This window comes from Bradyrhizobium sp. CIAT3101 (assembly GCF_029714945.1).
Lineage (GTDB): Bacteria > Pseudomonadota > Alphaproteobacteria > Rhizobiales > Xanthobacteraceae > Bradyrhizobium.
Window position 1 is genome coordinate 696510 of record NZ_CP121634.1, and the last position, 22686, is coordinate 719195.

Annotated in this window: 23 protein-coding genes; 9 read left to right on the forward strand and 14 right to left on the reverse strand. The window is 64.9% G+C overall.

Annotated elements, in window-relative coordinates:
- Window positions 1–210 precede the first annotated feature (210 nt).
- Window positions 211–456 (forward strand): hypothetical protein, encoded by a 246-nt coding sequence (locus QA645_RS03105; protein WP_254127801.1) that lies wholly within the window; start codon window positions 211–213, stop codon window positions 454–456.
- A 9-nt stretch (window positions 457–465) separates the two neighbouring features.
- Here QA645_RS03105 and QA645_RS03110 read toward each other — a convergent pair whose 3' ends face one another.
- Window positions 466–1401 (reverse strand): alpha/beta hydrolase, encoded by a 936-nt coding sequence (locus QA645_RS03110; protein ID WP_283048133.1) that lies wholly within the window; start codon window positions 1399–1401, stop codon window positions 466–468.
- A 149-nt stretch (window positions 1402–1550) separates the two neighbouring features.
- Here QA645_RS03110 and QA645_RS03115 point away from each other — a divergent pair, with 149 nt between their 5' ends.
- Window positions 1551–2438 carry a branched-chain amino acid aminotransferase gene (locus QA645_RS03115; RefSeq protein ID WP_283048135.1) on the forward strand — a complete coding sequence of 296 codons (888 nt, stop codon included), beginning with the start codon at window positions 1551–1553 and terminating at the stop codon, window positions 2436–2438.
- Here QA645_RS03115 and QA645_RS03120 read toward each other — a convergent pair whose 3' ends face one another.
- Window positions 2439–3062, reverse strand: a complete 624-nt coding sequence (locus QA645_RS03120) for a class I SAM-dependent methyltransferase (RefSeq protein WP_283053645.1) — start codon at window positions 3060–3062, stop codon at window positions 2439–2441.
- A 106-nt stretch (window positions 3063–3168) separates the two neighbouring features.
- Complete coding sequence (gene phaR, locus QA645_RS03125; protein WP_254127805.1) at window positions 3169–3753, reverse strand: polyhydroxyalkanoate synthesis repressor PhaR; 585 nt, start codon at window positions 3751–3753, stop codon at window positions 3169–3171.
- Between the two features lie 305 nt (window positions 3754–4058).
- Here phaR and QA645_RS03130 point away from each other — a divergent pair, with 305 nt between their 5' ends.
- From QA645_RS03130 to QA645_RS03140, 3 genes are all read left to right on the forward strand, one after another.
- Complete coding sequence (locus QA645_RS03130; protein ID WP_254127806.1) at window positions 4059–5237, forward strand: acetyl-CoA C-acetyltransferase; 1179 nt, start codon at window positions 4059–4061, stop codon at window positions 5235–5237.
- Between the two features lie 235 nt (window positions 5238–5472).
- A complete protein-coding gene (gene phbB / locus QA645_RS03135; protein WP_254127807.1) occupies window positions 5473–6198 on the forward strand; it encodes an acetoacetyl-CoA reductase in 726 nt (241 codons plus the stop codon).
- Between the two features lie 101 nt (window positions 6199–6299).
- On the forward strand, window positions 6300–7169 hold the full coding sequence (locus QA645_RS03140; RefSeq protein WP_283048138.1) for an EamA family transporter: 870 nt from the start codon (window positions 6300–6302) through the stop codon (window positions 7167–7169).
- Window positions 7170–7181: 12 nt separating this feature from the next.
- Here the strand turns inward: QA645_RS03140 and QA645_RS03145 are convergent, their stop codons facing one another.
- The 3 genes from QA645_RS03145 to gloB all read right to left on the reverse strand — a co-directional run bounded on the left by QA645_RS03145 (window position 7182) and on the right by gloB (window position 9227).
- Window positions 7182–7865, reverse strand: a complete 684-nt coding sequence (locus tag QA645_RS03145; protein ID WP_283048139.1) for a flavin reductase family protein — start codon at window positions 7863–7865, stop codon at window positions 7182–7184.
- Between the two features lie 134 nt (window positions 7866–7999).
- Window positions 8000–8422, reverse strand: coding sequence for a cupin domain-containing protein (locus QA645_RS03150; protein ID WP_283048140.1), 423 nt, complete (start codon window positions 8420–8422; stop codon window positions 8000–8002).
- 37 nt (window positions 8423–8459) lie between these two features.
- Window positions 8460–9227 (reverse strand): hydroxyacylglutathione hydrolase, encoded by a 768-nt coding sequence (gene gloB / locus QA645_RS03155; RefSeq protein ID WP_283048141.1) that lies wholly within the window; start codon window positions 9225–9227, stop codon window positions 8460–8462.
- A gap of 108 nt (window positions 9228–9335) precedes the next feature.
- Here gloB and QA645_RS03160 point away from each other — a divergent pair, with 108 nt between their 5' ends.
- The gene (locus QA645_RS03160) at window positions 9336–10082 is read left to right on the forward strand and encodes a methyltransferase domain-containing protein (protein WP_254127811.1); all 747 of its coding nucleotides are present in this window, start codon (window positions 9336–9338) and stop codon (window positions 10080–10082) included.
- A 63-nt stretch (window positions 10083–10145) separates the two neighbouring features.
- Here QA645_RS03160 and QA645_RS03165 read toward each other — a convergent pair whose 3' ends face one another.
- Together QA645_RS03165 and prmC are read right to left on the reverse strand one after the other, a co-directional pair.
- The gene (locus QA645_RS03165; protein ID WP_254127812.1) at window positions 10146–10934 is read right to left on the reverse strand and encodes a DUF4167 domain-containing protein; all 789 of its coding nucleotides are present in this window, start codon (window positions 10932–10934) and stop codon (window positions 10146–10148) included.
- 463 nt (window positions 10935–11397) lie between these two features.
- A complete protein-coding gene (gene prmC / locus QA645_RS03170) occupies window positions 11398–12294 on the reverse strand; it encodes a peptide chain release factor N(5)-glutamine methyltransferase (protein WP_283048142.1) in 897 nt (298 codons plus the stop codon).
- Between the two features lie 91 nt (window positions 12295–12385).
- Here prmC and QA645_RS03175 point away from each other — a divergent pair, with 91 nt between their 5' ends.
- Window positions 12386–12811 carry an HIT family protein gene (locus QA645_RS03175; RefSeq protein WP_283048143.1) on the forward strand — a complete coding sequence of 142 codons (426 nt, stop codon included), beginning with the start codon at window positions 12386–12388 and terminating at the stop codon, window positions 12809–12811.
- Here the strand turns inward: QA645_RS03175 and QA645_RS03180 are convergent.
- The 4 genes from QA645_RS03180 to QA645_RS03195 all read right to left on the reverse strand — a co-directional run bounded on the left by QA645_RS03180 (window position 12808) and on the right by QA645_RS03195 (window position 17664).
- Window positions 12808–13506 carry an ABC transporter ATP-binding protein gene (locus QA645_RS03180; RefSeq protein ID WP_283048144.1) on the reverse strand — a complete coding sequence of 233 codons (699 nt, stop codon included), beginning with the start codon at window positions 13504–13506 and terminating at the stop codon, window positions 12808–12810. The genes QA645_RS03175 and QA645_RS03180 overlap by 4 nt on opposite strands.
- On the reverse strand, window positions 13503–15344 hold the full coding sequence (locus QA645_RS03185) for a branched-chain amino acid ABC transporter ATP-binding protein/permease (RefSeq protein WP_283048145.1): 1842 nt from the start codon (window positions 15342–15344) through the stop codon (window positions 13503–13505). Before QA645_RS03185 ends, QA645_RS03180 begins: the two co-directional genes overlap by 4 nt.
- Window positions 15345–15355: 11 nt before the next feature.
- Window positions 15356–16231: a branched-chain amino acid ABC transporter permease gene (locus QA645_RS03190; protein ID WP_254127817.1), complete on the reverse strand. Its 876-nt coding sequence runs from the start codon at window positions 16229–16231 to the stop codon at window positions 15356–15358.
- 98 nt (window positions 16232–16329) lie between these two features.
- Window positions 16330–17664, reverse strand: a complete 1335-nt coding sequence (locus QA645_RS03195; protein ID WP_283048146.1) for a substrate-binding protein — start codon at window positions 17662–17664, stop codon at window positions 16330–16332.
- A 270-nt stretch (window positions 17665–17934) separates the two neighbouring features.
- On the opposite strand from QA645_RS03195, the gene QA645_RS03200 reads away from it, so the two are divergent.
- Both QA645_RS03200 and QA645_RS03205 read left to right on the forward strand, forming a co-directional pair.
- On the forward strand, window positions 17935–18486 hold the full coding sequence (locus QA645_RS03200) for a hypothetical protein (protein ID WP_283048148.1): 552 nt from the start codon (window positions 17935–17937) through the stop codon (window positions 18484–18486).
- Window positions 18487–18609: 123 nt separating this feature from the next.
- Complete coding sequence (locus tag QA645_RS03205) at window positions 18610–19080, forward strand: MarR family winged helix-turn-helix transcriptional regulator (protein WP_283048150.1); 471 nt, start codon at window positions 18610–18612, stop codon at window positions 19078–19080.
- Window positions 19081–19111: 31 nt separating this feature from the next.
- Here the strand turns inward: QA645_RS03205 and prfA are convergent, their stop codons facing one another.
- Window positions 19112–20197 (reverse strand): peptide chain release factor 1, encoded by a 1086-nt coding sequence (gene prfA / locus QA645_RS03210; RefSeq protein ID WP_283048151.1) that lies wholly within the window; start codon window positions 20195–20197, stop codon window positions 19112–19114.
- A 57-nt stretch (window positions 20198–20254) separates the two neighbouring features.
- Entirely contained in the window at window positions 20255–22522 is a 2268-nt protein-coding gene (gene ptsP, locus QA645_RS03215; RefSeq protein WP_254127822.1) for a phosphoenolpyruvate--protein phosphotransferase, read from the reverse strand.
- Between the last annotated feature and the right edge of the window lie 164 nt (window positions 22523–22686).

Below are 22686 nucleotides of genomic sequence, written 5' to 3' on the forward strand. Positions count from 1 at the left end.
GGGGCGGACGCTGGGCTGCGGTGGGACACGTGACAATCCGACGCGTGGCACTCTGGTGATGGAGCTGTTCGCTAGATGGAACGTGATCGTTCGTGTGGTCAAGGTCTATCCGCGGGCAATGGACGATGCGCATCTACGCGGTTACCCTGCTGTGATTGCACCGACACACTCGTCCGGCACAGTGCAGGCCGGACAATGGAGACGATCATCATGAACACGTCGCGCCGCATCCTGCTCGCTGGAATGGCGGGGCTCGCCGTGGCTCCGACCGCAATGGCCGCGGCACCGGCACCGGCCATTGCGGATGCGACGGTTGCCGAAGAACGCTTCGCGCGCCTGATTGCCGCCGCGCATGCGCCCGACCTCGCCTGCGCACGGCAGGCCGAACGCTATGCGGATGCGCATTGGCCGGACTATGTCGTGGCAGCCAGGGCCGTGCTCGAGGCCCGCGTGTGATTCGCGCCTCTAAGTCTCCACCGCGCGCCTGACCTGCTCGCCGATCTGCGACAGCACGAGCTGCGATTGTGGCAGGATCGCGCCCATGGCGTGGAAGTTGTGGACCATGCCGTCATGGCAGACGTGCTCGACCGCGACGCCCGCGGCGAGCAGCTTGCGCGCATAGGCATTGCCCTCGTCGCGCATCGGGTCGAACTCGGCGGTGTGGATGATGGCGGTCGGCAGGCCTGAGAGACGCGTCGCGCGAAGCGGGGAGATGCGGGGATCGGCGGCATCCAGGCCCTCGGGCAGGTAATCGGACAGATCGGCCTCGATGGTGATGCGGTCGATCAGATGGCCTTCGGCGAAGGCCTCGCGCGAGGGCGAGGTTTCCTCGAAGTCCAGCACCGGGCAGATCAGGCACTGCGCGACGATGGAGAGGCCGGCGCTCTGCGCCGCCTCCTGGCATACGACCGCAGCCAGCGTGGCGCCCGCGGAATCGCCGCCGACCACCAGACGCTCGGCGTCGATGCCGAGCGACGGAGCTTCGCGCGCAACCCATTCGGTGGCGGCGACGGCATCGTCGACTGCGGCGGGAAATTTGTGCTCGGGCGCGAGGCGGTAGTCGACCGAAACGAGGCGGCAGCCGGTCGCATGTGCCAGCGCTGCCGCGATACGGTCATGCGTCGCGATGCTGCCGGCGACGAGCCCGCCGCCATGAAAGAACACGAAGCCTGGCGCGCGCTCGCCGGCCGACGCCGGCGAGTAGAGCCGATAAGGCAGCTCTCCGCCAGGGCCGGGCAATTTGCCGTCGGAGGCCGTCACATCCGGCGCCGCGGCGCGCGCGAACTGCATCAGCTTCGCCAGCGATTGTCGCCGCGCTTCGACGCTCGGCCGGGTCCGCACCTGCGGCGCAGCCGCAGCCATCATGGTCAACAAGCGCTTTGCGAGCGGATCGAGCGGCATGGGAAACTCCGTGACGTGCCCGACACTATAGCCGGTTTGGTCGCGTTGTTGTCTTAACCTCACGGGAGGGGAGAGTTGATGCTTCCCCGGAGCAAATCGTTTAGAAATTGGGACAATAGTGCCCGGATATTTTTCGAGGGAGGCCTGATATGGCCGAGATCAAGAAGCCGATCGAATATTCGCCGAGCTGGACCTTCTTCGAGGGCAAATGGCATGACGGCAACGTGCCGATCATGGGGCCGCGCACGCATGCGGCCTGGCTCGGCTCGGTCGTGTTCGACGGCGCGCGCGCGTTCGAGGGCGTCGCGCCGGATCTCGACCGCCATGTGGCCCGCGCCAATCAATCCGCGATCAATTTTGGCCTGAAGCCGGTGGTCGATACCGGCACCTGGCTCACGCTCGCACACGAGGGCATCGCGCGCTTTGCGCCGAATGCCGAGCTCTATGTCCGTCCGATGTATTGGGCGCAGAACGGGTCGGGCGGCGGCGTGCTGTTCGACCCTGAAACCACCAATTGGTGCCTGTGCATCTACGAGGCACCGATGCCGAAACCGGTCGGCAACGCGATCACACTGTCGCCGTTCCGCAGGCCCACCGCCGAATGCGCGCCGGTCGACGCCAAGGCCGCCTGTCTCTATCCGAACAATTCGCGGGCGCTGGCGGAAGCCGCCTCGCGCGGCTTCCAGAACGCGCTGATGCTCGACATGCTCGGCAATGTCGCGGAGTTCGGCAATTCCAACGTGTTCATGGCGAAAGACGGCGTCGTCTTCACGCCGGTGCCGAACGGCACCTTCCTCAACGGCATCACACGCCAGCGCGTGATCAGCCTGCTCCGCGATGACGGCGTCACCGTGGTCGAGAAGACGCTGCGCTATGCCGACTTCCTCGCCGCCGACGAGATCTTCTCCACCGGCAATTTCGCCAAGGTCGCGCCGGTGATTCGCATCGACGCGCGCGAATTGAAGCCGGGCCCGCTCTACACCAAGGCGCGAAAACTTTATTGGGATTTCGCGCACGCGGTGAAGCTGGCGGCTTGACTAGAGCCGGCGCCGCCTCCGAAACCGGCTGAACTGAAACGCCTGCGTCGAATGCCACGGCGTGTGGTGAACCTCGCTCCGTGTCTCGATCAGTTCGAACTCTGGCCCGAGCTCGGCTGAAAGGCTCGCGCTGTCGTGCCGCTGCACCGGCAGGCCGCTGCATTTTTCCGGGCCGTCGGGCGCGAACGTCGCGATGATCACGTGCCCGTCCGGCGCGACCACCGACCGCAGGCGCTCGACGTAGGCGGCCCGGTCGTGCGGATCGGTCAGGAAGTGAAAGGCGGCGCGATCGTGCCAGATATCCCAGGTCTTCGCCGGTTGCCATGTCGTGGCGTCGGCGACGATCCAGTCGATCGTCGAGGCGGCCGCGCCGATTCGTTTCCTCGCCGCGTCGAGCGCGTTGGCGGAAAGGTCCAGCACCGCGATGTCGCGATATCCGTCTTGCAGCAGCGCATCGACCAGCCGCGACGCGCCACCCCCGATATCGATGATGGCTGCGTGATGATCCGGATGCGCCGCGCGAATCAGCTCGAGCGAGGTCGCAGGACTGTCCTGAAACCAGCTGACCTCGGTCTCGCCCTTGGTGGCGTAGACGTTGTCCCAATGGGTGGTCCGGTCAGGCATGGTGGCTCCGGCCTTGGCCGGGATGGCGGCGAGCGGATGGCGCTGCCGCAAGCAATCTGGCGTTCGCGCGCCCGCATCTGCGGACGCGCCGGTGTGGACGAGAGGCCTACTCGTCCTTCTTTGACATGCGCTCGAGGCGCTCCTGCATGTCCTTCATCTGCTGGCGCAGGTCGTCGATGTTGCTGTCCTTGGCCGGCTCGGCGCTCGCATCGGGCTCCGGCTCCGAGCGGCCCGGCGTGGGGACGAACGGCTTGAACATCGAGAAGGTCTGCTGGAACAGCTCCATGTTGCGGCGGACCTGTTCCTCCAGCGGCGCAAACGGAGTTCCGGACAGCGAGTTGGCGATCTGCTTGCGGAACTTCTCCTGCTCCTGGGTCAGCGTCGCGATCGACTGCTCCAGATATTTCGGCACCACCATCTGCATGCTGTCGCCGTAGAAGCGGATCAGCTGGCGCAGGAAGGTGGTCGGCAAGAGATTCTGGCCGGCCTTGTTCTCCTGCTCGAAGATGATCTGGGCGAGCACGGAGCGGGTGATGTCGTCACCGGTTTTGGCATCGTAGACCAGGAAATCTTCGCCGTCCTTGACCATGGCGGCGAGGTCTTCCAGCGTCACGTAGGTGCTCGTTCCGGTGTTATAGAGCCGGCGGTTCGCGTATTTCTTGATGGTGGTGGGTTGGTCTGATTTCGCCATGGGCTCTCACTTCAAAGACGCTGAGAACGGGAACCTGCAGCGCAAATGCCGCAGGGCGGGAAGAGTACGCAACGCAACAAAATAAGCATTTTCAAAGGGGTCACGCTACCGTTTTGTGCGGCACGGTTAATTGCACAGCAAAAACCTGCTTGCGAAATCGCCAAGAACGCTATTTTGAATGCGCTGCGGCATGAATTCGGTGACCTGCCGATTGACATGCCGCAACGACGTTAACAGGATGCCCTTCGAGACTGGCGAGCCGTTTCCCAGCCCCGTCTGCCCCCATTCAACCCCAGGAGATGCCCATGTCAGACGATGTCGTCATCGTCAGCGCCGCCCGCACCCCGGTCGGAAGCTTCAACGGAGCGTTCGCGACCCTTCCCGCCCACGATCTCGGCGCCGTCGCCATCAAGGCCGCGCTGGAGCGCGGTGGCATCGAGCCCGGCCGGGTCTCGGAAGTCATCATGGGCCAGATCCTGACCGCGGCCCAGGGCCAGAACCCCGCCCGCCAGGCCTCGATCCTGGCCGGCATTCCCGTGGAGAGCCCGGCCTGGGGCATCAACCAGCTTTGCGGCTCGGGTCTGCGCACCGTTGCACTCGGCTACCAGGCGCTACTCAACGGCGATTCCGAAATCGTCGTGGCTGGCGGCCAGGAGTCCATGAGCATGGCTCCGCACGCCCAGCATCTGCGCGGCGGCGTCAAGATGGGCGCGCTCGACTTCGTCGACACCATGATCAAGGACGGCCTGTGGGATGCCTTCAACGGCTACCACATGGGCAACACCGCCGAGAACGTCGCGCGGCAGTGGCAGATCACCCGCGCCCAGCAGGACGAGTTCGCGGTCGCCTCGCAGCAGAAGGCCGAGGCCGCGCAGAAGGCCGGCAAGTTCAACGACGAGATCGTTCCGGTCACCATCAAGACCCGCAAGGGCGATGTGGTCGTCAGCGCCGACGAATACCCGCGTCATGGCGCCACGATCGATGCGATGGCGAAGCTCAAGCCTGCTTTCGAGAAGGACGGCACGGTCACCGCTGGCTCGGCCTCGGGCATCAATGACGGCGCTGCCGCCGTGGTGCTGATGACCGCCAAGCAGGCCGCGAAGGAAGGTAAGAAGCCGCTCGCGCGGATCGTGTCCTGGGCGCAGGCCGGCGTCGATCCGAAGATCATGGGTTCGGGCCCGATCCCGGCGTCGCGTGCCGCGCTGAAGAAGGCCGGCTGGAGCGTCGGCGATCTCGATCTGATCGAGGCTAACGAAGCCTTCGCGGCGCAGGCCTGTGCCGTCAACAAGGACCTCGGCTGGGATACCTCCAAGGTCAACGTCAACGGTGGCGCGATCGCGATCGGCCATCCGGTCGGCGCGTCCGGCGCGCGCGTGCTGGTGACGCTGCTGCATGAAATGCAGAAGCGTGATTCCAAAAAGGGTCTCGCCACGCTGTGCATCGGCGGCGGCATGGGTATCGCGATGTGTCTGGCGCGCGACTGAGCTTACACTTGACTGACGCGTGCGCTGCACACGTCAGTGAGTGCGTTGCACGCGATTAAAAAGGCGGCGGTTGCAAATCAAATATTCTTCGCAACCGCGCAAGCCTCGACTAAATACAAACGCCCGGCTCAATGCCGGGCGTTTTGTTCTTGATGTCCGTCAAACCAGCCGCATAATCCACCACTAAAAACCATCACTCAGAAACGTCCGAAGAGTCCAAGGGAAGGAATACGATATGGCACGAGTTGCATTGGTGACGGGTGGTACGCGGGGCATCGGAGCTGCGATCAGCAAGGCGCTGAAGGCGGCCGGCTACAAGGTTGCGGCGAGCTATGCCGGCAATGACGCGGCGGCGGAGAAGTTCAAGGCCGAGACCGGCATCGCCGTCTACAAATGGGACGTCAGCAATTTCGATGCCTGCGCCGAAGGCGTGAAGAAGGTCGAGGCCGAGCTCGGCCCGGTCGATGTCCTCGTCAACAATGCCGGCATCACCCGCGACACGGCCTTCCACAAGATGACGCTCGAGCAGTGGAACGCGGTGATCAACACCAATCTCGGCTCGCTGTTCAACATGACCCGTCAGGTGATCGAGGGCATGCGTGCGCGCAAGTTCGGCCGCATCATCTCGATCTCGTCGATCAACGGCCAGAAGGGGCAGTTCGGCCAGGTCAATTATTCCGCGGCAAAGGCCGGCGACATCGGCTTCACCAAGGCGCTTGCAATCGAGAACGCCAAGGGCGGCATCACCGTCAACGCCATTGCGCCTGGCTATATCAACACCGAGATGGTGCAGGCCGTGCCGAAGGACGTGCTGGAGAAGAACGTGATCCCGCAGATCCCGGTCAACCGGCTCGGCGAGCCCGAAGAGATCGCGCGCGCGGTCGTGTTCCTGGCGGCCGACGATGCCGGCTTCATCACCGGTTCGACCCTCACCATCAATGGCGGTCAGTATCACGCCTGATATGACGTCAAGCCTGTAGCGTTGGGCGAGACAAGGCGATAGTGAAGACGCAAGTGCCCGGCCTCGTGCCGGGCATAAGCGTCCTCAGAGCCCTTTGATCCATGACCCCGCGCGCCGCCACACTGATCGGACTGACCGCGATCCTGATGTGGTCGTTGTTGTCGGTGATGACGGTGGCGACCGGCAAGATCCCGGCGTTCCAGCTCGCCGCGATGACGTTTGCGATCGGCGGTCTCGTCGGCCTGCTCACCTGGATCGGCCGCGGCGATGCCGCGAAAAGCCTGCGTCAGCCGCTCGTCGTGTGGCTCGTCGGCGTTGGCGGCCTGTTCGGCTATCACGCGCTCTATTTCCTCGCGCTGCGCTTCGCGCCGCCGGCCGAAGCCGGCCTTCTGAACTACATGTGGCCGTTGCTGATCGTGCTGTTCTCGTCGTTCCTGCCGGGCGAGCGGCTTGCCGTGCATCACGTCATCGGCGCCGTGCTCGGTCTCGTCGGCACCGTGCTGCTGTTTGCCGGTAATACCTCCGGCTTCGCGCCGGGCGCGGTGCCGGGATTGGTGGCGGCCTTCATCGCCGCTTTCGTCTGGGCAACCTATTCGGTGCTGTCGCGACGATTGAAGGCGGTGCCGACCGATGCGGTCGCGGGCTTCTGCCTGGCCACATCGGTGCTTGCCGCGCTGATGCATGGCCTGCTCGAAACCACGGTGTGGCCCGAGACGAATTTGCAATGGCTCGCCGTGATCGCACTCGGCATCGGCCCCGTCGGCGCTGCCTTCTACGCATGGGACGTCGGCATGAAGCGTGGCGATATCCGCGTGCTCGGTGCCGCCTCCTACGCGACACCCCTGTTGTCGACCGGCTTTCTCATTGCCGCCGGCTTTGCCAAGGCCAGCGCCAACATTGCGATTGCCGCAATCCTGATCGCTGGCGGCGGCCTGATCGCGGCAAAGGACATGGTGCTGCGCAAGCGGTGAGGCTGAGGCGCGTCAAAGCGCCGGCTGCCAGCCCGGCGGCCGATACATCGTCTCCGGAATCTGTCCGAGCTCCGAGCGCTGCAGACGTTGCGGCGTCAGGCCATAGAATTCCTGGAAGCTGAGAATCAGCGGCCGCCATTTGTCGGGGTCGATGCGGTTGCTTGTCCCCTCCATCATGATGTCGGGATGCGCGTGCACGCGGGTGATGCGGACCTCGATCGCAGCGAGATTGCCGCGCCAGACAGCATCGTCCTGCGCCATCTCATGCACGTGAGCGACCTTTGCTTCCATCTGCACCGGGCATTCGATCGCGCGGGGAGCGTTGACCGTCTCGCCCGCTTGCGCAGTCAATCCGCTGTGGCCGAACTTGTCCTTTTCGTGCCGGTAACCGCGATAGAGTTTGCCTGGCGGCACGGGATTCGAGCCGGTGGTGCGCGCGAGCCGGTCGACGGCGGCGACAAGGGCGGCAGACGGCAGGTTGAGCACGCATTCGCCGGTGCGAATCATGTTCTCGGTGGTCTTGGAATTGCTTGCGAGCCCGAGCATGCAACGCCATCCCACCCACCATGCCGAAGACATCGGCGCGAGATTGTAAGAACCGTCGTCATTGGTCGATCCGATCAGGACGACCGGCGTTCCGAAATACAAAATGGCCGGGTCGATCTGGACGGTGGCGGGATCGAGTGTTCCGTGCATCGTGCGCTCCTCTTTGCTGAGAGCGCCGTCCTACGGTGTTGACCGGATCGAACCCACCCGATTCCAGATCGAGCAGAGCGTTTTCGAGCGCAGCGGATACCGGTTCGCGTGAAGAAAACGTGTCGAGACGATCGCTAGGGCTCCCAACCCTTCGGCGCGAGCTCGAATTTTGCGAACTCGAAGGCAGGGGCCACGGTGCAGCCGACCAGCGTCCACTCGCCGGTGGTCTCGGCCATTTGCCACGCCTCCGCCGGCACGATCGCCTGCGGCCGTTCGCCGCTCACGAGATCGGTGCCGAGCCGCACCTCGTGCTGGGAGCAGCCTTCATGGGCGATGCGCAGCGTCAACGGGCTGCCGGCATAATAGTGCCAAGTCTCGACCGCATCGATGCGATGCCAGTGCGAGCGCTCGCCGCGTGCGAGCAGGAAGTAGATGAGGGTCGAGCGCGAGCGGCCATTGGCGTCGGTGGTCTGGTCGCGGAAGGTCTCGCGATAATGACCGCCCTCGGGGTGCGGGCGGAGCTCCAGGCGCGCGATGATCTCGGCTGCGGTCGGCATCGATCCCCGTCAGGACTTGATCTTCAAAACTTGTATTTCAGGACTTGTTTTTGCGCTCGCGCAGTTCGCCGAACACGACGGCGGCATCCGCGCCCTTCATGTGTAGCCTGGCTGCGACCGACGGTTCATCAGCGCGCAGGAACACATTTGCTCGCTTCTCATCACCAAGCAGTGAGGGGATGGTCGGCTTGTTGTCCGCGCGCAGCCGCGTCACTTCCGCCGCGCGCGCCTGGAGGGCCGCATTGTCGGGATCGATGGTCAGCGCGAACTTGACGTTGGAGGCCGTGTATTCGTGGCCGCAATAGAGCTTGAAGTCGTCGGGCAAGGCCCGCAGCTTCAACAGCGAATCCCACATCATCGGATAGTTGCCTTCGAACACGCGGCCGCAGCCGATCGAGAACAGTGTGTCGGCGGCGAACAGCGTCTTCTCGGTGTCGAACACGTAGGAGATATGGTCGAGCGTATGGCCGGGCGTTTCCAGCACACGCCCGAGCAGCGTGCCGACCTTGACCACATCGCCATTGGCAACCCGCAAATCGACATCGGCGATCTTCGTCGTCTTGTCATGCGGCGCGACGACGCGGCAATTGTATTTCTGCTTGAGTTCGGCGACCCCGCCGACATGATCGCCATGATGATGGGTGATCAGGATATCGGTGAGCTGCCAGCCCTCGCGCTCCAGCGCCTTGATGATGGGGCCGGCTTCCGGCGCGTCGATCGAGGCGGTTGCCTTGGTTTCCACATCGTGGATCAGATAACCGAAATTGTCGTTTAAACAGTTGAAAGTACGAATTTCGGCGGCCATGACATCTCCATCGCGCTCAGCCCCGTCAGACAAATATGGCGTTAACGTTGCGCAGGCAATGCAATATTCAGCGCGCGGCCGCCGCCTTGTGCATGTTACATTGCCGTCATGAGCATCGACGTCGTTGACCTCAGAGAGTTCTATTCCCGGCGCCTCGGCATCGTGGCGCGGCAGATGATCAATCGCGGCATCCGGGAGCGCTGGCCGAATGCCGAGGGCCAGCGCGTGCTCGGCATCGGCTATCCCACGCCCTATCTCGGGCTGTTCCGCGAGGACGCGGAGCGCTGCATTGCCTTCATGCCGGCGGCCCAGGGCGTGTTGAAATGGCCCACGGGGCGGCCCGCGCTGGCGGCGCTGGTCGATGAGTTCTCGCTGCCGCTTCCCGACGCCGCGGTGGACCGCATCCTGCTGGTCCATGCGCTCGAGATGTCGGACGATCCGGCTGCGCTGTTGCGGGAGGTCTGGCGGGTGCTGTCGCCGTCCGGCCGCGTCATGGCGGTGATCCCGAACAGGCGCGGCGTGTGGACACGCAGTGACAATACGCCGTTCGGCCACGGCCGTCCCTATTCGCGCTCGCAGATCACCGACCTGTTGCGCCAGACCTGGTTCACGCCGACCGGCTGGGGCGAGGCCTTGTTCATGCCGCCTTATGCGGGCCGCTGGGTGCTGAAATCGGCGCAGATGTGGGAGCGTGCCGGTGCTGCGCTGTCGCTGCCATTTGCCGGCGTCCACATCGTCGAAGCGACCAAGCAGGTCTATCGCGCGATCCCCGCCAAGCGCGAACGGGCGCGGCTGATTCCCTCGTTGGCAAAGCCGGTGCTGGTGCCGTCCTCGACGACGGTGACACGGGGCTGAAAACAAATCGTCCCGGCGAGGCCGGGACGATCATGCTTCGTAAATCCGAAATTTGGCGGCGGCTTATTCGCTCGGGGCGAGATCGTCGCCGGACGCGGCAGGAGCAGCCTCGCGCTCGGGGCGCGGGCCGTTATGCGGCCGGCGGCGCCGCCGCGGGAAACGCTCGCCACCGCCGCTATTGCCGCCTTCGAAGCCACCCGGAGCGCCGTTCGTCTGCGGCTGCGCGCCGGTGATGAAGGACGGCAGGCGATCGACATTGCCGGCATCGGCGATGACGGGCTGCGGCTGGTTCGGCGGCTGCGGCTGGTGCTGCTGATATTGCGGCTGCGGACGATGGTCGCGTTCGCGGTGTTCGCGCGGCTGCTGCTGATCGCGCTGATAGGGCTGCTGGTTGTTGTCGCGCTGCTGGTAGTCACGATTGTGATCGCGCTGGCCGTCACGCTGATAGGGCTGTTGCTGCTGCGGCGGCTGCGGAACGAAGCCGGGCTCCTGGCCGAAATTCGAGAAATTCTCGCCGTCGTCCTCGCCGTCGTCACCGCTCGAGGTGCTGATGGGCTCGTCGCCGCGCGGCTGCTGGTTCTGGCGGAACTGTTCCTGGGCCGCCGCGATCAGGCGAAAATAATGCTCGGCGTGCTGGTAGTAGTTTTCGGCGGCAACCGGGTCGCCGGAGGAGCGCGCGTCACGCGCAAGCTGAAGATATTTTTCGGCGATGTGCGAGGCGGTACCGCGGATCTTGATGTCGGGGCCGTTCGATTCGTAGACCCGGGTCATCGGGTTCTGGCCGCGCCGGTTATTGTTGTTGTTATTATTGTTGCGGTTGCGCATCCGCTGCTTGTTCTGACCGTTTCTCATGTCCTGCCTTTAATTCCAGCCCTAAAGGTTGCACGCATTACTGATTGCTAGGAGTGACCTGATGACAGCGGTTCACATGCCTCACGCGCACCGCGCGCAAGAGCGGATTGAACCCTGCCGATGTTCGTCGACCGTCGCGTTCAACAAAGACGCGTTCCCCACCCGCCAGCATTGATTGCCAGCGAACCCATTCATATCGCCTGCCGAAACAAGCCCTGCTTTGTTGCGTAAGTCTTCAAGCGCAATATCAGGCTTTCGTTCACGTTGCGGTCGGAAAGCAGCGTACCTCAATGGGCTATCGCGCTTAACAGGACCTGCGGCTTGGAACCTTAAATCAGTGAAGCTCTCGCCTGAGAGCCCGGCTTTCGCCCGTAGGTCTACGGGGCCGACACCGATGTGTTGACGGGAAGGTAGTCGTTCCCAAGGGATATTCCAAGAGGTTTTTTCGAGCCCAATCCGGCTTTTATGGGGGCATTTTTCGGGCCGAGACCGCTCTGGGAATGCCCGCCAGGTCGGCCCTGGGCGGCCTGTCGATCGATAACGCGGCGGCCGCCATCAAGGCCTGGATATCGTCAGCCTGGCCCTGTCCGGCCTCGACGATCAGGGCGCCGCCGGGCACGAGCCGCTCGGCCGCCTGCGGTATCAGGGCGCGGTAGGCGTCATAGCCGTCATTGCCGCCATCGAGCGCCAGATGCGGATCGTGCTCGCGCACCTCGAGGCTCAGTTTCGGAATTTCCCCGGCGGGAATATAGGGCGGATTCGATACGATCAGATCGAATGGACTGTGAAGCGCGGATGCATAGGAGCAGGCGACGAACGCCGCGCGGTCGGCGAGGCCGAGGGTGGCCGCATTGCCCTTGGCGGTGCCGAGTGCGGTGAGGCTGAGATCGGTGCCGACACCGAATGCCTCGGGAATCTCGTGCAGCAGCGCGAGCAGGATCGCGCCCGATCCGGTGCCGATGTCGGCGATACGCGGGCGCCGTCCCGCGATCGCGTGTTCGCGAAAAATCTCGAGCGCCAGTTCGACCACCGTCTCGGTGTCCGGCCGCGGCACCAGCGTCGCCTCGGAGAGGCGGAACGGCAGGCCCCAGAATTCCCGCGTGCCGAGAATGCGGGCGACCGGTTCATGTGCGAGCCTCCGCTGCGCATATGCTTCGAGCCGCGCGGCCTCCTCCGGCGTGAGGTGTCGCGCCGCCTGCGTGATCAGGCCGGTCAGGTCGAGCCCCAGCGCGGCGCCGACGAGCAGGCGCGCATCGAGGGAGGGCTCTTCGATGCCGGCCGATTGCAGACGCGCCGTGAGCGCGCGTCGCGCACTCTCGATGCTGTGTCCGGATTCGAAACCTGTCGCCAATGGAACCATCCTGCCTGGCATCGTGGATAGATCGGCGGCATTGCTTGCGTCAACGGAAAGGAGCGCGTTTGATCGCACCGCGCAGCGAAGGAGGGCATCTATGACGGCCTATGACGATCAGAACGTCTTCGCGAAGATCCTGCGCGGCGAGATTCCCTGCTTCGAGGTATTCAGGGATGATCGCAGCTTCGCTTTCCTGGACATCATGCCGCGCTCGCCGGGGCATACGCTGGTGATTCCGAGGGCGCCGGCGCGCGGAATCCTCGATATTGCCGACGATGATCTCGCCGCGGTCGCCCGGACCGCGAAGCGGATTGCGATTGCGGCGATGAAGGCGTTCGACGCGGAGGGGATTATCCTGCAGCAGTTCAGCGAGCCGGCCAGCGGGCAGGTGGTCTTTCACCTGCACATGCACGTCATGCCGGTCAGGGCCGGCGTCGAGCTGCTGCCGGCGCAGACGCGCAAGGAGGACATGACCGTGCTCGCCGAGCATGCCAAGCGGATGATCGCCGCGATCGGCAGCTAAACGCCGAGATAACGCTGCAGCAATTCCGGCTGGGCCTTGAGCTCCTGCGCCGGCCCTTCGTGAACGATGTGGCCGTTGTTGATGATGTAGATCCGCGTCGCCAGCGCCAGTGTTGCCGCAAGATTTTGCTCGACCAGCACGATGGTCTGACCGGCGGCCGCGAGCTCGCGGCAGGCCTTGACGAGATCGTGGACGATGACGGGTGCCAATCCTTCGAACGGTTCGTCCAGCAGTACGATCTTGGGATCACGCACCAGGGCGCGTGCGATTGCGAGCATCTGCTGCTCGCCGCCGGAGAGCTCCGTGCCGCGATTGCCGCGCCGCTCCTTCAGCCGGGGGAACATCTCGTAGATGCGGCCGAGCGGCCAGCGTTTCGGGGCGGTGATGCCGGCGAGGACGATGTTCTCCTCCACCGACAGGCTGCCGAAGATGCGCCGCTCCTCGTGCACGAGCTGCATGCCCGCCTGCGCGATTCTGTGGCTCCTGCGGCCGGCGATATCGATGCCGTCGAACTTCACGCTGCCGCTGCGCGGCGTCACCACGCCCATCAGGCTCTTCAGCGTGGTGCTCTTGCCGGCGCCGTTGCGGCCGAGCAGCGCCACCACCTCGTGACGTTCGACATGCATGTCGACGTCGAACAGGATGTGCGAGTCGCCGTAGTAGCTGTTCAGGCCGTTGACCTCGATCAGGCTCATGCGGCGATCTCTCCGTGGACGCCGCCGAGATAGGCTTCCTGCACCGCGGCGTTGGTCTTGATTTCTTCTGGGCTTCCGGAGACCAGCACGCGGCCCTCCTGCAGCACCGTCACGCGCTCGACCAGCTCGAACAGCGAATCCATGTCGTGGTCGATGATGATCATGGTGCGTCCGCGCGCGATCGATTTGAGCAGCTTCACGGTCTCGACCCGCTCGCGCGGGCTCATGCCGGCGAGCGGCTCGTCGAGCAACAGCAGGCGCGGCGATGTCGCGAGTGCAAGCCCGATCTCCAGCCTGCGTTTTTCGCCATAGGCGAGCTCCGACACGGGCGTGTCGGCGCGGCGGGTCAAATTGACCAGCGCGAGCGTGTGCTCCACCTGCTCCGTCAGGCCCTTGACGCCGGCGAGCGTACGAAACAGGTCGAGCCGGAACTTTCCGCGCAGCTCTGCGAGTGCTGCGATCGTCAGGTTCTGCCGCACCGTGAGACCCGTGAAGAGCTGATTGACCTGGTAGCTCTTGGTCAAGCCGAGCTGGCAGACTTCGGTGACCTTCAGTCCTGTGATGTCGCGGCCCTCGAACATGATCTGGCCCGAGGTCGGTGCGACCTCGCAGGTCAGCATCTTGAAGAAGGTCGATTTGCCGGCGCCGTTGGGGCCGATGATGCCGCGCAGCTCGCCCTGATTGACGCTGAAATCGATGTCGCTATTGGCGACGAGGCCGCCGTAGCGCTTGGTGAGACCAGTGGCTTTGAGGATGGGGCCGGAATAGACGGGATGCTCGACCTCCTTGGCCCGCATCGGTGCAGGCGGGACCAGGTGCGGCGCTTCGACCTCGGCCTCCTCCGTCTCCACAGACTTCCGGGCTCGGTTGCCGGACATGAGGCCGTAGAGATCGACAAGGCCGCCGATGATACCGCCGCGCAGGAAGCAGACCAGCAACACGAACACGACGCCGAGCACGAGCTTCCAGGCGGCGCCCAGGCCAAGCGCGGACTGCAGGAAGTCCTGCAGGAACAGCCAGACGGTGGCGCCGACCAGCGGGCCGAACAACGTGCCCCTTCCGCCAATGGCGGTCTGCATCACGAGCTGGCCGGAGGTGTCGAAAGTGAAAGCGTCAGGCGGCATGAAGGCCTGGAGCACGCCGAGCAGGCCGCCGGCGAAGCCCGCATAGGCCGCGGCGATCACGAAGGCGGTCAGCTTGTAGCCGTGGATGTTGTGGCCGACGGCGGTGGCGCGCAGCGGATTGTCCCGGATCGCGCTCAGAATCGCCCCGACCGGCGAGCGCACGATCCTGAGTGCGATGATGACGCCGATGAAATAGCACAGCGCGATGAACTGATAGAGCGACCAGCCATTGGTGAAGTGGATGGTGGTGAAGCCGAGATTGAAGCTCGGGGTCGGCACGCCCGGCAGGCCGTTCTCGCCGCCGGTGAAATCCGAGAGCGGATTGAACTCGACGAAGAAGAACACTTCCGCGATCGCCACCGTGATCATGGCAAAGTAGATGCCGGTGCGGCGCAGCGCGATCAGGCCGATCAGATAGCCGGTCGCCGCCGCTGCGATCATGCCGATGACCAGCGCGCCCAGCACGTTGCTGAAGCCGGCGCGAGTCAAGAGGTAAGCGGCGACGAAGCCGCCGGTGCCGTAGAAGGCGGACTGGCCGAACGACAAGAGACCGGTGAAGCCGAACAGGATGTCGAAGCCGAGGCCGAACAGGCCCCAGACCAGGATCCGGTTCACCGTGTTCGGCGCAAAGCCGAGATGGGGCAGCACGAAGGGAGCCACGATCAGGCCGATGGCGGTCAGGGTCTCGATCAGGAACGGGCGTTGCTTGAGCATCAGCGGATCACTTATTCGCGGCCCTGCACGCCGAGCAGGCCATGCGGTCGCACCACGAGCACGAGCGTCATCGCCGCAAACAGCATCACATAGGCGTAGCCGGGGTTGAACATGGAGGTGACGCTGATGATCTCGCCGGCGATCAGGCCGCCGAGGATCGCGCCGGGGAACGAGCCGACGCCGCCGATCACCACCACCACGAAGGTCTGGACCAGGATGTCGTCGCCGATACCCGGTGTCAGCGACACCACCGGCGCGTTGACGATGCCGGCAAAGCCGGCGGCCATCGCGCCGATGCCGAACACGATCATGAAGACGCGGTAGACGTTGATGCCGAGCGAATCGACCATCACCGAATCCTCGATGCCGGCGCGCACGATCATGCCGAGCCGGGTGCGGTAGAGAATGATGAACAGCGCGCCCAGCGCGATTGCCACGATGCCGACCACGGCCAGGCGATAGGTCGGATAGAACATGAAGCCGAGATTGGTGATGCCCTGGAACAGGGCCGGCGGCGGCACCAATTGCGACTGGCTGGAAAAGATCAGGCGCACGAGCTCGACGAAGCAGATGCCGAGCCCGAAGGTCACGAGCAACTGATCCTCGTGCGGGCGATGATAGAAATGGCGGATGATGACGCGTTCCATTACGACGCCGAGCAGCATCACGAACAGCGAGCCTGCGATCACGGCGAGGATGAACGATTCCGTGTACTGATAGGTGACGAAGCCGGCATAGCCGCCGATCATGAACATCGCGCCGTGCGCGAGGTTGAGCACGCCGAGCGTGCCGTAGATGATGGTCAGGCCGGAGCTGATCAGCGCGAGCAGGGCGCCGAGCGCGAGCCCGTTGAAAAGCTGCGAAACGAGGTTGGGCCAACTAATCATGCGACGATCGCTGTTGTGACGCGCGATGAGCTTGCGTCAAAAAGGTGACGCCGCAGGTTCAGAGTAGGGCCTACGGCGTCACAGGGGTTAGCGCGTGCTCAGGTGTAGTCGCCGAGATGGCAGCCGAACGCGTCCGGTTTCTGCATCAGGCCTTCACCCGGGACGATCTCGACGACGTCGTACCAGTCTTCCTTGTTCTTCATGTCCTTCTGCTGCTTGCCCTTGACGATGATCACCGGGCGAACGCACTGGTGATCCTCGGGGCGGTAATGCACGTCCCCGACCAGCGAGGGGATCGTCTCGCCCTTCTCATAGGCCTTGATCACGTCGGGCGGATTGAAGCTGCCGGCCTGCTCGCACATGTGGGCCCAGTGCGCGAAGCTGACATAGGCGTTCTCGGCGCCCCATTCCGGCTTGTAGCCGTACTTCTTCTCGAAGGCCTCGTTGAACATCTTGGCCAGCGGGAACTTGTCTTCGATCGTCCACCAATAATCGGTGGCGGCATAGACGCCCTGCATCAGGCCGCCGGTCTCGCGCGCGATGAACGGCACCTGGTAGGGGACGACCAGCTTCATCTTGTCGAGCACGCCGAACTGTTTTGCTTGTTGGGTCGACAGTACCGCGTCGTGGCCCCAGTTGACGTTGATGAGCACGTCCGCACCGGAGTTGGCGACGTTCAGCAGATAGGAGGAATAATCAGGGGCGCCAAGCGGGGCGACCTGGTTGGTCACGGTGGTCCAGCCGGCGGTCGCGAGGAAGTCCTGCATCGACTTGGTGACGGTGTGGCCGTAGGTGTAGTCCGGCGTCAGATACGCGGCCTTCTTGCCCTTGCCGAACTCCCGCACCATCACGGGGCCGATCGCGGCCGCGGCGGTCTGGCCGAAGAAGTTCTGACGCACGCCGTAGCGCACGCAGTCCTTGCCGGTGGTGTCGTTCGATCCGGAGATGCCGCAGACGAACAGCACGTGCTCGCGCTGGGCGAGCTTGTTCAACGCGACCGCAACGGCGCTCGACGTGCCGCCTGTGATCATGATCGCCTTGTTCTCGCTGATGAAGCGCTGCTGCGCCTGCACCGCTTCGTTCGGCTTGGCCGCGGAGTCGGCGACGCCGAACTTCAGCTCCTTGCCGAGCACGCCCTTGCTGGTCTTGGGCGAGATCTTCTTCATCAGCTCGTGGCCTTCATTGATGTGCTCGATCGCGAGCTGATAGCCCTTGAGCTCGTCCTCGCCCTGCACGGCATAGGTTCCGGTGCGCGGCACCGAGATGCCGATGAAGGCGGTGGAACCCGACACGCCCGTGGGAAAGGAGCCGATCGCCGGCTTGTCTTCGGCAAAGGCCGGCATCGCCGGCAGCATCGAGCCGCCGATGAGGCCCGCCGTGGTCTGGAGCAGGCCACGGCGCGAGAGGCCGCGGCGAATGAGATCGTCAGTCATGGTCGTTTCCTCCGAACATCGTTCTTGTTTGCAGGCAAAACACGACCTGTCCGGCGGCGGCCGGCCTCTTAAGGCCGGCCCGCGCCGGGCACGTCACATCCGCGTGTAGCTCTTGGACGTAAGCATTGCTTGTGAAGGCCTTCTGTCAATTTCGCCTTTGGTCGAACGACGAAAATTATGTCGTGAAAACATATCGGATCACGATATATATTAGTCTTTGTGAGTACGAGGATGACGGGTTCGGCGAGAGAGATGGCGCGGCAGACGATAGTGGCGGGTCGCCGGAAGCGACGATCCTGGCCGCAGGAGGCGGAGCGGCCCGAGGCGGCGTGGCCGGTGGAGGACAACGACCTGCGCGGCCGGCCGGCCGGCGAGCGGGGACCGGCCGTCGGCGCCGGTCAGGCGAAGCGCGCGCCGGTGCCGATGAAGCGGTTGAGCGTGCGCGCGCAGAATGTCCTGAAGGAGCTCGCGGTCGAACTCATCGGCGAGCAGCCGCCGAAGGGCAATTGGTCACCCTCGCGCGAACTGCTGCGCGCGTTGACGGCCGAGCGTCTCGCCACCGCGCGCAATTGCGGCCCGCACACGATGCGGGAGATCGTCGACTGGGCGCAGGGCTGCGGCGTCACCATCAAGCCGGTGATTGCGCCCGGCGGCTCGCTGTCGCAGATGTGGGCGGAGCTGATTGCCAACGCATCGGCCGGCGCGCTGACCAGCGCGGAGATCGCCGGTGCCCTGCAGCGCTCGATCCGGCGGAAGAGCGTCCGCATCCCGATCGCGTTTCAGGTCATCCTGGTGAAAATCCTGCTGTCCAGCTTCGAATAGGCTGGCCTGCAAGGCCGCCGATATGTGTGCATCCGCGCCGAGCGTCGGTTGGTTCCGCCGCGCCTTCCTTGCTAATCTCGGCGGCGCCCGCGCCATCGGCGGGCGCGACGTCGAAGGCAGGGAATGGCTGACTCAAAGCGGAAGACGGGACGCGCGGCCTCCGCGGCGCCCTCGAAGGGCGGCGCGATGCGCGAGGCCGACTACACGGCACTGGCGCAATTCCGCTATCAGCTCCGCACCTTCCTGGCCTTCAGCGAGACGGCGGCCCAGAACGCCGGGTTGACGCCGCAGCAGCATCAGGCGCTGCTGGCGATCAAGGGACTGGCCGACCCCAACGGCGCCAGCGTCGGCGACATCGCCGGCTTTCTCCTGATCCGGCACCACACCGCCGTCGAACTCGTGGATCGCATGGCGAAGCTGAAGCTGATCGGCCGCGAGGCCGATCCCGAGGATGCGCGGCGCGTCCTGGTCAGGCTGACGGCCAAGGGCGAGCAGAAGCTGCGCTCGCTGTCGCGCATCCATCTGGACGAGTTGAGTGCCGCCGCACCCGCGCTGGCCAAGATCCTGCGATCGTTTAAGGCCAAGACGCGCTGATTATAACGCGCTGATCAAGCTGCGCTGAGGCTTACGCCGCTGCGCCCTGCGCGGCGAGCTGTGCGGCCTGGTGCTCGGTGGTCAGCGCATCGGTCAATTCGCCGAGCGCTTCGCCGGCGATCACCTGCGGCAGCTTGTAGAGCGTCAGGTTGATGCGGTGGTCGGTGACGCGTCCTTGCGGGAAATTATAGGTGCGGATGCGCTCGCTGCGATCGCCGGAGCCGACCTTCTCCTTGCGCTCGGCCGAGCGCGCGGCGTCGACGCGCTGCCGTTCGGCGTCGTAGATGCGCGAGCGCAGGATGTTCATGGCAGACGCGCGGTTCTTATGCTGCGAGCGGCTGTCCTGCATCATCACCACGATGCCGGTCGGGATGTGGGTGATGCGGATGGCCGATTCGGTCTTGTTGACGTGCTGGCCGCCTGCGCCTTGCGCGCGCATGGTCTCGATGCGCAGATCGTCATTCTTGATCTCGACGTCGACGTCCTCGACCTCGGGAAGCACCGCGACGGTGGCGGCGGATGTGTGGATGCGCCCCTGCGTTTCGGTGTCGGGCACGCGCTGCACGCGGTGCACGCCGGACTCGAATTTCAGCTTGGAGAACGCGCCGCGGCCCTGCACTTCCGCGATGATTTCCTTGAAGCCGCCGACGGTGCCTTCGCTCGCCGAGATCACCTCGACCTTCCAGCCCTGCAAGGCGGCAAAGCGCTCGTACATCCGGAACAGATCGCCGGCGAACAGCGAGGCCTCGTCGCCGCCGGTGCCGGCGCGGATTTCGAGCACGACGTTGCGGTCGTCCATGGCGTCCTTGGGCAGCAGCGCGACACGGATCTTCTGGACCAGATCCTCGATCTTCGGATTGAGCTCGTCGCGCTCGGCCTCCGCCATGCTGCGCATCTCGGCATCGGTCGCGGGATCGGCGATCAGCGCCTCGGTGTCGGCGAGTTCTTTCACGGCAGCACGATAAGTCTTCACCGCCTCGATCAGCGGGGTGATCTCGGCGAGCTCGCGCGTGACCTGCACATAGCGCTCGGAGGAGAGCTGGCCCAGCGATTCGGCCTCGAGGGAGGCATGATGCGCGAGCAGAACGTCCAGTTTGGCTTCGGGGAGTGACGACATCGGTTTGGTCTCAAAAGGCGGAGGGAGGCGAGGCGGCGCAGACGGGCGGCAGGCCCGCTACAACGCCAGGCCTTCGGCCTCGGCAAATTCCGTCAGCTTCTGCCGGATCGAGACGCTGCCGGTCGGCGCATCCAGCAGCGGCCCAAGCATCGCTTCGGCCTTCTTGGCGTCGAGGTCGATCACCATCGCCTTGACCGGGCCAAGCGCGGTCGCCGACAGCGACAGCGAGCGGTAACCCATTGCGATCAGCGCCAGCGCGCCGATAGGCTTGGAGGCCATCTCGCCGCAGAGCGACAGCGATTTTTGTGCCGTCTGCGATTTGCGGGCGATGTCGCGCAGCGCCCGCAGGATCGGCGTCGACATGGTGTCGAAGCGCTCGGAGACCTTGGCATTGCCGCGGTCGACCGCGAACAGGAATTGGAACAGATCGTTGGAGCCGACCGAGATGAAGTCGACCTTCTTCAGCAGCTCATCCATCTGATAGAGCAGCGCCGGCACCTCGACCATGGTGCCGATGTCGATGCGCTCCGGCAACGTGTGGCCATGCTGGCGCAGATAGGTCAGCTCGCGCTCGACCAGCGCTTTCGCGGAATCGAACTCGGCGACCTCCGAGATCATCGGGAACATGATGCGCAGCGCGCGGCCGCCGCCGGCGCGGAGCAGCGCGCGGATCTGGCCGCGCAACAGGCCGGGACGGTCGAGCCCGAGCCGGATCGCGCGCCAGCCCAGCGCGGGATTCTCCTCGATCACCGTCTCCATATAGGGCAGCGCCTTGTCGCCGCCGATGTCGAGGGTGCGGAAGGTGACGGGCTTCTGGCCTGCGGCATCCAGCACGGCGCGATAGAGCGCGAGCTGGTCGCTGGTGCGCGGCAGGCTCTGGCCGACCATGAACTGCAGCTCGGTGCGGAACAGGCCGATACCGGCGCTGCCGGTGTCCTCGATATGCGGCAGGTCGATGGCGAGGCCCGCATTGATCAGCAGCTCGACCTTCTGGCCGTCCTTGGTGACGCAGGGGCGGTCGCGCAGCGCCAGATATTGCGCCTGGCGGCGGGCGCGGAAGCGCACGCGTTCGGCATAGGCCGCCTCGACTTCCTGCGAGGGCCGCACATAGATCGCGCCCGAGGTGCCGTCGACGATGATGGCGTCGCCGGGGTCGGCGATGCCGGGCGCGTTCGGCACCTCGCCGACGGCGGGAATGCCGAGCGCGCGTGCCACGATCGAGACGTGGGAGTTGGCGGTGCCTTCCTCCAGCACGATGCCGCGCAGGCGCTTGCGGTCGTAGTCGAGCAGCGCCGCCGGTCCCATCGCGCGCGCGATGACGATGGCATTGTCGGGCATCTGCTCGCGCGAGGGCGCATGGTCCTGGCCAACCAGCTGCCGCATCAGGCGATAGCCGAGATCCTCGAGATCGTGCAGCCGGTCGCGCAAATAGGGATCGGTCACGCGCAGCATGCGGGCGCGGGTGTCGGACTGGACGCGTTCGACCGCGGCTTCCGCCGTGAGGCCGGTCGCGACCGCCTCGTGCAGCTTGTGCGACCAGCCCTGGTCGTTGGCGAACATGCGGTAGGCTTCGAGCACGTCGCGATGCTCGCCGCCCTCGGCGACGTCGCCGCGCTCGAGCATCCGGTCGAGATCCGAGCGCAGCTTGGCGAGCGCGGTGTCGAGCCGCTTGATCTCCTTCGGCAGATCCTCGGCGATGTAGTCCTTGATGACGACGCGCGGCTCGTGCAGCACGACGTGGCCGAGCGCGATGCCTTCCGAGAGGATCGCGCCGGCCTTTTGCGTCGAATGGCGCGCGGCCGGCTCGGCGCCGGGCTGGGCGAGGGCGGACAATTCGCCCGACGCGATCAGCTCCGCCAGCACCATGGCGGTGGTCTGCAGCGCCTCGAGCTCTTCCTCGACATAGGTGCGCTTGGCGCGGTTCTGCACCACCAGCACGCCGAGCGTGTTGCCGGCGCGCAGGATCGGCACGCCGAGGAAGGAGTGGTAGATTTCTTCGCCGGTCTCCGGGCGGAACGAGAAGGCGGGATGGCTCTGGGCGTCGTTCAAATTGAGCGGCGTCGCCTCGCTGGCGACGAGGCCGACCAGGCCCTCATGGGCGCTCAGCACGGTATGGTGCACGGCCTCGCGGTTGAGGCCTTCGGTGGCGTAGAGCTCGAGGGTGTTGTCGATGCGCAGCACATAGACCGAGCAGACCTCGGCCACCATGTTGGCGGCGATCAGCACCACGATCTTGTCCAGCCGCTCCTGGGCCGAGACCTGCTCCGCCATGGTTTCGCGGAGCCGTCTCAACAAGACGCGGGGACCTCCCGACGCGCTCCGCATGAACCGTCAATCTCCTCCGTCTGCCCGACCCGGCGATAATGGCCGGCGGCTGGCCTAGAATTCCAGAAAAACAATCAAATTGTCTGTCCGGCTCAGGCGCAAACAACTGCTTGCACCGAATCAGCAGCCTGAACTGGGACACAGTCTGCGGCAGCCCACCCTAT

Bases quoted from the DNA above. Each gene is read 5' to 3' on its own strand.
- QA645_RS03150 (WP_283048140.1), bottom strand. From the start codon at position 8,422: ATGCCGACCGCAGCCGAGATCATCGCGCGCCTGGAGCTCCGCCCGCAC.
- ptsP (WP_254127822.1), bottom strand. From the start codon at position 22,522: ATGCGGAGCGCGTCGGGAGGTCCCCGCGTCTTGTTGAGACGGCTCCGC.
- QA645_RS03190 (WP_254127817.1), bottom strand. From the start codon at position 16,231: ATGATTAGTTGGCCCAACCTCGTTTCGCAGCTTTTCAACGGGCTCGCG.
- QA645_RS03205 (WP_283048150.1), top strand. From the start codon at position 18,610: ATGGCTGACTCAAAGCGGAAGACGGGACGCGCGGCCTCCGCGGCGCCC.
- phaR (WP_254127805.1), bottom strand. From the start codon at position 3,753: ATGGCGAAATCAGACCAACCCACCACCATCAAGAAATACGCGAACCGC.
- QA645_RS03160 (WP_254127811.1), top strand. From the start codon at position 9,336: ATGAGCATCGACGTCGTTGACCTCAGAGAGTTCTATTCCCGGCGCCTC.
- QA645_RS03145 (WP_283048139.1), bottom strand. From the start codon at position 7,865: ATGCACGGAACACTCGATCCCGCCACCGTCCAGATCGACCCGGCCATT.
- phbB (WP_254127807.1), top strand. From the start codon at position 5,473: ATGGCACGAGTTGCATTGGTGACGGGTGGTACGCGGGGCATCGGAGCT.
- prfA (WP_283048151.1), bottom strand. From the start codon at position 20,197: ATGTCGTCACTCCCCGAAGCCAAACTGGACGTTCTGCTCGCGCATCAT.
- QA645_RS03120 (WP_283053645.1), bottom strand. From the start codon at position 3,062: ATGCCTGACCGGACCACCCATTGGGACAACGTCTACGCCACCAAGGGC.
- QA645_RS03115 (WP_283048135.1), top strand. From the start codon at position 1,551: ATGGCCGAGATCAAGAAGCCGATCGAATATTCGCCGAGCTGGACCTTC.
- prmC (WP_283048142.1), bottom strand. From the start codon at position 12,294: ATGGTTCCATTGGCGACAGGTTTCGAATCCGGACACAGCATCGAGAGT.
- QA645_RS03185 (WP_283048145.1), bottom strand. From the start codon at position 15,344: ATGCTCAAGCAACGCCCGTTCCTGATCGAGACCCTGACCGCCATCGGC.
- QA645_RS03165 (WP_254127812.1), bottom strand. From the start codon at position 10,934: ATGAGAAACGGTCAGAACAAGCAGCGGATGCGCAACCGCAACAATAAT.
- QA645_RS03175 (WP_283048143.1), top strand. From the start codon at position 12,386: ATGACGGCCTATGACGATCAGAACGTCTTCGCGAAGATCCTGCGCGGC.
- QA645_RS03130 (WP_254127806.1), top strand. From the start codon at position 4,059: ATGTCAGACGATGTCGTCATCGTCAGCGCCGCCCGCACCCCGGTCGGA.
- gloB (WP_283048141.1), bottom strand. From the start codon at position 9,227: ATGGCCGCCGAAATTCGTACTTTCAACTGTTTAAACGACAATTTCGGT.
- QA645_RS03180 (WP_283048144.1), bottom strand. From the start codon at position 13,506: ATGAGCCTGATCGAGGTCAACGGCCTGAACAGCTACTACGGCGACTCG.
- QA645_RS03110 (WP_283048133.1), bottom strand. From the start codon at position 1,401: ATGCCGCTCGATCCGCTCGCAAAGCGCTTGTTGACCATGATGGCTGCG.
- QA645_RS03105 (WP_254127801.1), top strand. From the start codon at position 211: ATGAACACGTCGCGCCGCATCCTGCTCGCTGGAATGGCGGGGCTCGCC.
- QA645_RS03140 (WP_283048138.1), top strand. From the start codon at position 6,300: ATGACCCCGCGCGCCGCCACACTGATCGGACTGACCGCGATCCTGATG.
- QA645_RS03195 (WP_283048146.1), bottom strand. From the start codon at position 17,664: ATGACTGACGATCTCATTCGCCGCGGCCTCTCGCGCCGTGGCCTGCTC.